10 protein-coding genes, 1 pseudogene and 1 CRISPR repeat array (1 of these 12 cut by a window edge) are annotated in these 8,839 nt (G+C 52.2%); of the genes and pseudogenes, 4 read left to right on the top strand and 7 right to left on the bottom strand.

Annotation, left to right across the window (positions count from 1 at the left end):
- Positions 1 to 1,069: a CRISPR direct-repeat array (repeat unit 32 nt; unit sequence GTTTCAACACACAGCCGCCTGAAGGCGGCTGA); it reaches 1,741 nt to the left of the window's first position.
- A gap of 189 nt (positions 1,070 to 1,258) precedes the next feature.
- On the bottom strand, positions 1,259 to 1,552 hold the full coding sequence (cas2, locus tag Q9I99_RS04325; RefSeq protein ID WP_196428457.1) for a CRISPR-associated endonuclease Cas2: 294 nt from the start codon (positions 1,550 to 1,552) through the stop codon (positions 1,259 to 1,261).
- A 54-nt stretch (positions 1,553 to 1,606) separates the two neighbouring features.
- Positions 1,607 to 2,620, bottom strand: a complete 1,014-nt coding sequence (gene cas1c / locus Q9I99_RS04320; RefSeq protein ID WP_301668325.1) for a type I-C CRISPR-associated endonuclease Cas1c — start codon at positions 2,618 to 2,620, stop codon at positions 1,607 to 1,609.
- Between the two features lie 437 nt (positions 2,621 to 3,057).
- On the opposite strand from cas1c, the pseudogene Q9I99_RS04315 reads away from it, so the two are divergent.
- Positions 3,058 to 3,462: pseudogene (locus tag Q9I99_RS04315) on the top strand (heme anaerobic degradation radical SAM methyltransferase ChuW/HutW); the annotation flags it as partial.
- Here Q9I99_RS04315 and Q9I99_RS04310 read toward each other — a convergent pair.
- The 3 genes from Q9I99_RS04310 to rnc all read right to left on the bottom strand — a co-directional run bounded on the left by Q9I99_RS04310 (position 3,447) and on the right by rnc (position 5,603).
- Positions 3,447 to 3,797: a hypothetical protein gene (locus Q9I99_RS04310; RefSeq protein ID WP_301668401.1), complete on the bottom strand. Its 351-nt coding sequence runs from the start codon at positions 3,795 to 3,797 to the stop codon at positions 3,447 to 3,449. The pseudogene Q9I99_RS04315 and the gene Q9I99_RS04310 overlap by 16 nt on opposite strands.
- A 116-nt stretch (positions 3,798 to 3,913) precedes the next feature.
- A complete protein-coding gene (gene era, locus Q9I99_RS04305) occupies positions 3,914 to 4,837 on the bottom strand; it encodes a GTPase Era (protein ID WP_002244050.1) in 924 nt (307 codons plus the stop codon).
- 46 nt (positions 4,838 to 4,883) lie between these two features.
- Positions 4,884 to 5,603, bottom strand: a complete 720-nt coding sequence (gene rnc / locus Q9I99_RS04300; RefSeq protein WP_301668326.1) for a ribonuclease III — start codon at positions 5,601 to 5,603, stop codon at positions 4,884 to 4,886.
- A gap of 166 nt (positions 5,604 to 5,769) precedes the next feature.
- Between rnc and Q9I99_RS04295 the strand changes: the two genes are divergently transcribed.
- The 3 genes from Q9I99_RS04295 (at position 5,770) to nusB (ending at position 7,120) form a co-directional block, all read left to right on the top strand.
- Positions 5,770 to 6,093: a DUF2185 domain-containing protein gene (locus Q9I99_RS04295; RefSeq protein WP_301668327.1), complete on the top strand. Its 324-nt coding sequence runs from the start codon at positions 5,770 to 5,772 to the stop codon at positions 6,091 to 6,093.
- Between the two features lie 47 nt (positions 6,094 to 6,140).
- Positions 6,141 to 6,617 carry a 6,7-dimethyl-8-ribityllumazine synthase gene (gene ribH / locus Q9I99_RS04290; protein WP_002222781.1) on the top strand — a complete coding sequence of 159 codons (477 nt, stop codon included), beginning with the start codon at positions 6,141 to 6,143 and terminating at the stop codon, positions 6,615 to 6,617.
- 77 nt (positions 6,618 to 6,694) lie between these two features.
- Positions 6,695 to 7,120, top strand: a complete 426-nt coding sequence (nusB, locus tag Q9I99_RS04285) for a transcription antitermination factor NusB (RefSeq protein WP_002221275.1) — start codon at positions 6,695 to 6,697, stop codon at positions 7,118 to 7,120.
- Positions 7,121 to 7,265: 145 nt separating this feature from the next.
- On the opposite strand, the gene Q9I99_RS04280 is transcribed toward nusB, so the two are convergent.
- Both Q9I99_RS04280 and pyrC read right to left on the bottom strand, forming a co-directional pair.
- Positions 7,266 to 7,748, bottom strand: a complete 483-nt coding sequence (locus Q9I99_RS04280) for an immunity protein RhsI2 family protein (RefSeq protein WP_003714722.1) — start codon at positions 7,746 to 7,748, stop codon at positions 7,266 to 7,268.
- An 18-nt stretch (positions 7,749 to 7,766) separates the two neighbouring features.
- A complete protein-coding gene (pyrC, locus tag Q9I99_RS04275) occupies positions 7,767 to 8,801 on the bottom strand; it encodes a dihydroorotase (protein ID WP_301668328.1) in 1,035 nt (344 codons plus the stop codon).
- Positions 8,802 to 8,839: the final 38 nt, after the last annotated feature.

Genomic DNA, 8,839 nt, shown 5'->3' with positions numbered 1-8,839 from the left:
CTGAAGGCGGCTGAAACAGCGCAAAAATGGGAGGCGGCAATGAGTTTGTTTCAACACACAGCCGCCTGAAGGCGGCTGACGCTGTTTCGCAAACTCAAGCGGCGCAGCTTACTGGTTTCAACACACAGCCGCCTGAAGGCGGCTGACCTATCTCGCCCGCCCGTTTTCTTTTCTGTTGGGGTTTCAACACACAGCCGCCTGAAGGCGGCTGACTGATTAACCTTAAAAATCAATTACAGCAACATCAGTTTCAACACACAGCCGCCTGAAGGCGGCTGAGTTTTCGCCTTTTCCATTTTGTCAACGAGCTTTGTTTCAACACACAGCCGCCTGAAGGCGGCTGACTAAGGGTGGTCAGCGCGATATAGGACTGACTGAGTTTCAACACACAGCCGCCTGAAGGCGGCTGATCATCTTGCTCACACACCACATCCGCTGCGGGGGTTTCAACACACAGCCGCCTGAAGGCGGCTGACTCGGCTTGCGCGGCGCTGGCGGATACTGGAGTGGTTTCAACACACAGCCGCCTGAAGGCGGCTGACATTTCTTCTTTATACTGCTGACGCATTTTTAAAGTTTCAACACACAGCCGCCTGAAGGCGGCTGACATTTCTGTTGTTTTAAGTATTTTTGGAGCGTATGTTTCAACACACAGCCGCCTGAAGGCGGCTGAGAAAACGGGCGGCCTTGATATGGATGATAAGGGAGTTTCAACACACAGCCGCCTGAAGGCGGCTGACTGTTTGGCAAAAAACAGATTGCCGTTTACGATGTTTCAACACACAGCCGCCTGAAGGCGGCTGAATGCGCAAGATGCCTCCTACATTGGGCTTGATGGGTTTCAACACACAGCCGCCTGAAGGCGGCTGAAGCCTATCAAAAAATGATAGATGACCTCCAAAACGTTTCAACACACAGCCGCCTGAAGGCGGCTGATTTACGGCGGGTCGATTAACTCACTAGTGAAAGAGTTTCAACACACAGCCGCCTGAAGGCGGCTGATTATATCGCTGCTGGAATAGGCGGCAAGGAGCATGGTTTCAACACACAGCCGCCTGAAGGCGGCTGATGCTCCTTCCGAAAACCTTACTACATCAGGCTTTGCAGCCCCGACTTCGCCAAACTCCCGAAAAAAGCACAAGCATGAGTATAGCACAGCCTTATCCGCCATATCCACATTTGCAATATCCTGATTGTTAAAGAATAATCCAAATTCGCCAACCCTGCCGCATTTTTATGGGAACAACAGGTTGGCGATTCACACGATCAGCGTATCCTTGAATATATCGACCGCCGGTTTTGCGCCGTGATGTTCCACTTTGCGCCGCCATTTGCTGCCCAAGTGGTAAAAGCGCAGGCTGTCTGTTTCGGGGTTGTAGGTTTTTAAAAGTTTGTCTTTTAAAACTACCCATTGGTCGGGTGAGATGTCGCATTCGAACACGGAATACTGCACGCGCACGCCGTAGTCTTGGCACAGTTTCGCTACGCGCCGCAGCCTTGCCTGCCCTTCGGCATTTTCCAGCGAAATATCATAAGTTATCAACATCAGCATTTTCTTATCCCTCCATGCCGTCTGAAGCCGGTTGCGTTCAGACGGCATACCCGGCTACCTCATCAAAAACGGCGGATATGCCGCCAAATCTCCGCGCAGATGCCGCGCCAAAAGCATAGCCTGAATATAAGGCAGCAAACCGATTTCTACTTCTTCACCCAAAAACGGATGGGTGATTTTTTCCTGCTTTTTCGCCTGCAAAGACTGGAACAAAAGTTTACGCGCATCGGCTTTTAAGCTCACCGCCCCGCTTGCCCCGACGACAAAATCCTGCGGCTTGATTTGCCCGCGGTTAATCAGCGACAGTACCAGCCTGTCCGCCCACCACGCGCGGAACTCTTCCAAAATATCCTGTGCCAGGCTGTCGCGCCCGGGTCGGTCGGCGTGCAGAAAACCCACCTGCGGATCCAGCCCCACGCCTTGCAACGCACCGCTGATGTCCTTGCCCAAAATACTGTATAGAAAAGAAAGCAGCGCATTGACACTGTCTCTTGGCGGGCGACGGTTTCTTCCGTCAAAAGCAAACCCGCTTTCTGCCTTAACCAGCTGCCCGAACACGCCGAAATAACGCTCCGCCGCATCTCCTTCGATCCCGCGTATCAAATCCAAACTGTCTGCCCGTTTCAACTGCTGCAAAGAGAAATTCAGCGCGGCAACTGCCGTCTGAATATCCGCATTGTCGCCGTGGTTGCGAACCTGCCGCTGAAGCACCCGTCTGCCTGCCTGAATCTTTGCCGCGATGATATTGCGCGCAATCGGCACGGGATTTTGCTCCGACATCCGATACTGCGCCCGACGCAGCAGCACATTGCCGCTTTGCCGCCCCTGCAACCGCCCCAAGAAACGTCCGTTTTCGGTAAAAAATGCCAGATTCACATTATTCTCGCCGCAAAACCCCAGCAAAAACGGCGACACCAGCACGTTGCCGAAACAAAAAATATGCCCGATGGAATGCACCGGCAATTGCGCCACCTTCTTACGTTCCTGCTCCACCACCAGCGTTTCCCGCTCCTTATGCAGATAGCTGCCTTGCGTGGTGATATACAGCGTGTTTTGCAGTTTGCGCATAAGGTACTCCTTCATTTTTATTGCATTTTTGAACAGGCGGTTTGGGACGGGTGAAATCTGCCGATGCAATGCTGAAAGCACCGACAACTGATAATATTTTATTGAAACCGATAAGGAAAGCACCTTAGAACTGCATTTTAAGAAAATCTAAAGGACAACAAAATCCCATTATAGGCAAAACATCTTTCAAGACATCAAAATACGGAACATATAGGAAGTGCGGTTTGCCTTATTCCTGTCCTTGTATGAACAGAAATAACGGCGGTTTATATTTTCTATTCCGGATTGACCACCCGATTGGCAACCGTATCCGCCCCTACCCCGTCAAACGTAATGTTTATCTTACAACAAAATTTTCATTTAATTGATATAAATCAGAAATTAATCTACTGTATTTATTTAAAAATGCAATAAATTTTTATTTAATTAAAATAGATATGAATAGAGGGATGAAGCCGGGTGTCAGCCAAGCCGTACCGGATGCTTTTCCCGAACGCCGGACGTTGATACCGATATGGGGCGGATTGCCCGTGCCCTCCGTGCGTTGGCAGCAGCTTTGGCCGGAACAGGCGGAAACGGTTTTGCGGGAAGATGCTTCAGCTTATCCGCATATTCCGTTTTGCGCCAACCACCGCGTATTCTGCGGCTTCTGCCGCAATGCTTGAAAAGACGGCTATAGTCGGGTTTGCACCGACAAAATCATTGCGGAGCCGGAACAGGAAGCCGGAATCCGTCAAAGAAGCGGCAAAATCCGTGCCGTCTATTTCGGCGGCGGTACGCCCACCGCTTTGCCGACCGGAGATTTGGTGCGCCTGATACGCGCGTGTTACCGCCATCTGCCGACGCTTGGGACGGAGGCGCGGCGGCAGCTGCACCCTGCACAGCCGTCGATGAAATCCCGCGCGACCATATGGACAGGAAGGACTTGCCGCCACCGTTTTGATTGCCGGCCGGGACACGCCGTCAAAACAGATATTTTCCGTAACCGGCCGAACCCGTCCCAATACGCAAATGCCGTCTGAACATACTTCAGACGGTATTTTCCAATATTTTTCGCAGCTTCTACGCCCTCTTTCGAGGGCAAGGCGGGATAATGTGCGCCGCTCTGGGCTTGTATGCCGTCTGAAGCGGTGTAGGCGGCATTGTTGCCGTTGTACCCGAAATCTTCCGCCGGCAAAACATCACGTCAGCTATTTTGAAAGCGACTGGCGCAACGTCATCCTTTGAACTGCCAAACAAAATGCCGTCTGAAACCTGTTCGGACGGCATTTGCGTAAAGTTCGGCAAGAAAAACTACAAACCCAGCTCGCGCAGGAAGCGGATGTCGTCCGCCCAACCGGATTTGACTTTAACCCATACCTTCAAAAATACTTTGGTATCAAACAGTTTTTCCATATCCAACCGCGCTTCGGTGGAAATTTTCTTCAAACGCTCCCCGCCTTTACCGATTAAAATCGCCTTTTGGCTTTCCTTATCGACCAAAACCGCGATGTAGATGCGGTTCAAACCGTCTTCCTCTTCAAACTGCTCCACTTCGACGTTCATCGCATAAGGCAGCTCCTCGCCCAAATAGCGGAACAATTTTTCACGCACGATTTCCATCGCTAAAAAACGCGCCGATTTGTCCGTAACCATATCTTCGGGATACATCGGCACGCTTTCGGGCAGATACGGCTTAATCAGCTCCAACAGGTTGGCAATCCGCAATCCGTGTTTCGCGCTGACCGCCTCCGCCGCCGCAAATTCAAATTCGGCGCGCACTTGGGCAACAAACGCCTCCAGCGCGTAACGGTCTTTCGCCTTGTCCTTGTCGATTTTGTTGACCACTAAAATAACCGGTGTGTGCTTGGGCAGTTGTTTCAACACGACACGGTCGGCATCGGTAAAGCGCATCGCTTCCACGACGAAAACCACGACATCCACACCGCCGAGTGCCTCGGTAACATTTTGATTCAGCCTGTCGTTGAGCGCGTTGCGGTGGTCGGTTTGAAAGCCGGGCGTATCGACAAACACGAACTGCGCGGTATCGTCGGTATAAATCCCCGTTACGCGGTTGCGCGTCGTCTGCGCCTTTTTGCTGGTAATACTGATTTTCTGACCGATGAGATGATTCATCAGCGTTGATTTGCCCACGTTCGGACGGCCGACAATCGCTACGAAGCCGCAACGGTATCCGCCGGCGGCGCGTTCCCCTGCAAGGAAGGTTTCAATATCCATATTCGCTTTCATATCCATATTTCAGACGGCATATTCACGCGCCGCCTCATTTCTTTTTCTTCTTCAGCGGCAGCTTCTCTTCCAGCCATTTCAACGCCTCTTTCGCCGCCTCCTGTTCCGCCGCCTTGCGGCTCGTTCCTTTGGCACGGCACACGAAACCCAGTTCGCCCAAATCGCAGGAAATGACAAACATACTGTCGTTGGCATAACCGATTTGCTCTTCGATGCGGTATTTCGGCAAGGCAAAACGGCGCGCCTGTAACGCTTCCTGCAAAGCAGTTTTGCCGTCTTTTGCCTGATTTTGGAAATCGGCGCGCCGGACGCGTTCTGCAAACAGATGGCGCACCACCTTTTCCGCCGTGTTGAAATCCGCATCGAAGCTGACGGCGGCAAACATCGCCTCCATCGCGTCCGCCAGTATCGAAGGCCGTCTGAAGCCGCCGCTCTTCAACTCGCCCGCCCCCAAGTACAGGCCGTCGCCGACATTCATTTCCGCCGCCATTTCCGCCAGCACGCCCTCATTGACCAGACTCGCCCGCAACCGCGACAACTCGCCCTCGGTCAACTTTGGAAACGCGTCAAACAGCATCCGCGCCACCGTATAATTCAAAATCGAATCGCCGACAAACTCGAACCGCTCGTTGTGCTTCGCATGATGGCTCCTGTGGGTCAAAGCCTGCCGCAAAAGCGAAATATCGCGGAACGCGTAGCCCAGTCTCTTCTGTATCGCCGCGTGCGCCTGCTGTTTCAAAACATCGTCTTTCATTACCGTCTTCCGCAAAAAACAGCCTGAATGCGTTTCCATACTCCAAAAATACAGAAACACCTTAAGGCTGCAAACGGCGCACATTGTACCACCAAACCGCCGCCGTCTGCCGACAACGCACGAATCGTGGTAAAATCCGTAAGTTTTCCCCCAACGTATTCCCGCAATGAACACATTTGCACAAGCACTTTCCTCGGCACTCGACCGCTGTATCGCCACCAACACCGTCGCCAAACAAAACCAGTCTGTCGGCTTCCTCTACCGCGAAGCCCCCGTTTTCGAAAATGACAGCGGCTGGCGTTTCTTCAGCGGCGACGAAACCGACGAATACACCGACGACCCCGACAACTTCAGCATCGTCAGCCTCGCCGACATCACCAAAACCAACCCTGAAACCACCGCACTGCTCTCACAACCCGAAGGAAGCGCGTGGGAATTGGCAGAAGACGGCACATTCCAAACCGTTGCCGACTGGCAGCCGCAAGACTGAAACCTTCAGACGGCATTCCGAAACCTCCGAATACCAAAGGACCCCCAATGAACACCATCGCCCCCAACCTTGACGGAAAACACCTCCGTATCGGCATCGTACAGGCACGCTTCACCAACGAAATCGGCAGCGAAATGCTCAAAGTCTGCTGCCGCACCCTCCAAGAATTGGGCGTGGCAGACGAAAACATTACCGTCGCCACCGTACCCGGCGCACTTGAAATCCCCATCGCGCTGATGAACTTTGCTTCTTCCGAAAAATTTGACGCACTGATTGCCATCGGCGTCGTCATCCGTGGCGAAACCTACCATTTCGAGCTGGTTTCCAACGAATCCGGAGCAGGCGTCAGCCGCGTCGCACTCGACTACAACATCCCGATTGCCAATGCCGTCCTGACCACCGAAAACGACGCACAGGCAATCGAACGGATTGAAGAAAAAGCCTCGGATGCCGCCAAAGTCGCCGTAGAATGCGCCAACCTCGTCAACCTTCTGCTCGAAGAACAGTTTGAAGACGAAGAATAACAAACAGGGCGTACACCAATACACCCTTTCCGTTTCAGACGGCATACCGTGCCGCCCAACCGTTTCAAGGAAAAATCATGAAAACAGCCCGCCGCCGTTCCCGCGAGCTTGCCGTACAAGCCGTTTACCAATCCCTTATCAACCGCACCGCCGCGCCCGAGATTGCTAAAAACATCCGCGAAATGCCCGACTTTGCCAAGGCAGACGAAGAATTGTTCAACAAACTTTTCTTCGGCACGCAAACCAACGCAGCGGACTACATCCAAAAAATCCGCCCGCTGCTCGACAGGGACGAAAAAGACCTCAACCCCATCGAACGCGCCGTCCTGCTGACCGCCTGCCACGAGCTATCCGCCATGCCCGAAACGCCCTACCCCGTCATTATCAACGAAGCCATCGAAGTTACCAAAACCTTCGGCGGCACGGACGGGCACAAATTCGTCAACGGCATCCTCGACAAACTCGCTGCCCAAATCCGCCCCGACGAGCCCAAACGCCGTTGATATGTCGGATTAAAATCAGAAATACGCAAATGCCGTCTGAAAAACCTTTCAGACGGCATTTTGCTTGACCGTTCAATCAATGTTGGCCGGTTTGGTTTTTGACGGCATCGGCCAGTTGGTAGGCTTGGGCACCGGCGGCATCTGATTATTTTGAAATTGCCATTTCAATGACTTGCTCAACATAGTTGTTTTCCAAATCAATTACGTCTCCTTTTTTTTGTTTTGATATTTTTAATTCGTCATACGCGTAAAAAATAGCAATTTTTTTCCCTTCACAAAATAAATGTCTGTCGGATTTATTCATCATATACATACTTTCATTCCTTACGATGCCTTTACCATCTATAAAACTAAAACTATTCGGTATGTTTCTTCTTTCCATTCCTGCCTCATATATTGACGATATTACTCCGGAAACGCTTCTGGTGATAATCTGTCCGGAATCAATATTAGCCCACCATTCATCCGACGCAAACAATCCTTTGTCTTTTTTGATGCCAAAGATACTTTCGTCATTCAATGACAGTAATCTTGTATTTTCAATATATTCCTTCGTTCTTCTGTTTGTCATATCTTGCTTAAAATCATAAACCAAATACATATCATCATCTAAATTTAAATAGCTCATTTTATATCTCCAATTTTTTCAAAACTGCACCGTCCAGCCGATTTCGCCGCCCGCGCGCATCGGGACAAGTTCGCCGTCGCCGTAGGGAACACTTGCGGGAACGGTTTGGCTTTGTTTGATAAGGGTAATCGTGTCGGTATTTTCGGGAATGCCGTAGAACCTTGCGCCGTTTTTTGAGGCGAAGGCTTCGAGTTTGTCCAACGCGCCTGCTTTTTCAAATACTTCGGCGTAAAGCTCGACGGCGGTCATCGCGCTGAACATACCGGCGCAACCGCAGGCGTTTTCTTTGGCGGACTTGGCGTGCGGCGCGGAATCTGTGCCGAGGAAGAATTTGTGCGCCTTCTCGCCGGTAACGGCGGCGACCAATGCCTGACGGTGGGTTTCGCGTTTGAGGACGGGCAGACAGAAATGATGGGGGCGCACGCCGCCAACCAAAAGGTCGTTGCGGTTGAGCAGAAGGTGTTGCGGGGTCACGGAGGCGGCAACGTTGTCGCCCGCTTCCAAAACAAGGCGGGCGGCTTCGGCGGTGGTGATGTGTTCGAACACGACTTTAAGATTCGGCACTTGCGCCAAAACGGGTTTCATCACGCGCTCGATAAAGGCGGCTTCGCGATCGAAAATATCGATTTCGGGGTCGGTTACTTCGCCGTGAACGAGGAACAGGATGCCCTGTTTCGCCATTTCTTCCAAAACGGGGATGAGTTTGAACAGGTCGGTTACGCCGGAATCGGAATTGGTCGTCGCGCCGGCGGGGTAGAGTTTGAAGGCGACGATGCCGGCGGCTTTGGCTTCACGTACAAGTTCGGGCGTGGCGTTGTCGGTCAAATAAAGCGTCATCAGCGGCTCAAACGCGCTGCCTTCGGGCAATGCCGCCATAATGCGCGCTTTGTAGGCAAGCGCGTCGGCTACGCTGACGACGGGCGGTTTGAGGTTGGGCATAATGACGGCGCGCCCCATTTGGCGGGCGGTATAAGGGGCAACGGCTTTGAGCGCGTCGCCGTCGCGCAGGTGCAGGTGCATATCGTCGGGGCGGATGATGGTCAGGGTTTGCATGGTTGTTCCTTTTTAGATTTTTGGTTTCCAGACGGCAT

Source organism: Neisseria basseii, assembly GCF_962707005.1.
Taxonomy (GTDB): Bacteria; Pseudomonadota; Gammaproteobacteria; order Burkholderiales; family Neisseriaceae; genus Neisseria; species Neisseria bergeri.
The sequence above is the reverse complement of the archived record's forward strand: the minus strand, read 5'-3'. Positions and strand labels throughout refer to the sequence as shown.

Excerpts from the sequence above, each read along its gene's own strand:
- cas1c (WP_301668325.1), bottom strand. The coding sequence starts at position 2,620 with ATGCGCAAACTGCAAAACACGCTGTATATCACCACGCAAGGCAGCTAT.
- Q9I99_RS04295 (WP_301668327.1), top strand. The coding sequence starts at position 5,770 with ATGAACACATTTGCACAAGCACTTTCCTCGGCACTCGACCGCTGTATC.
- era (WP_002244050.1), bottom strand. The coding sequence starts at position 4,837 with ATGGATATTGAAACCTTCCTTGCAGGGGAACGCGCCGCCGGCGGATAC.
- ribH (WP_002222781.1), top strand. The coding sequence starts at position 6,141 with ATGAACACCATCGCCCCCAACCTTGACGGAAAACACCTCCGTATCGGC.
- nusB (WP_002221275.1), top strand. The coding sequence starts at position 6,695 with ATGAAAACAGCCCGCCGCCGTTCCCGCGAGCTTGCCGTACAAGCCGTT.
- pyrC (WP_301668328.1), bottom strand. The coding sequence starts at position 8,801 with ATGCAAACCCTGACCATCATCCGCCCCGACGATATGCACCTGCACCTG.
- rnc (WP_301668326.1), bottom strand. The coding sequence starts at position 5,603 with ATGAAAGACGATGTTTTGAAACAGCAGGCGCACGCGGCGATACAGAAG.
- Q9I99_RS04280 (WP_003714722.1), bottom strand. The coding sequence starts at position 7,748 with ATGAGCTATTTAAATTTAGATGATGATATGTATTTGGTTTATGATTTT.
- cas2 (WP_196428457.1), bottom strand. The coding sequence starts at position 1,552 with ATGCTGATGTTGATAACTTATGATATTTCGCTGGAAAATGCCGAAGGG.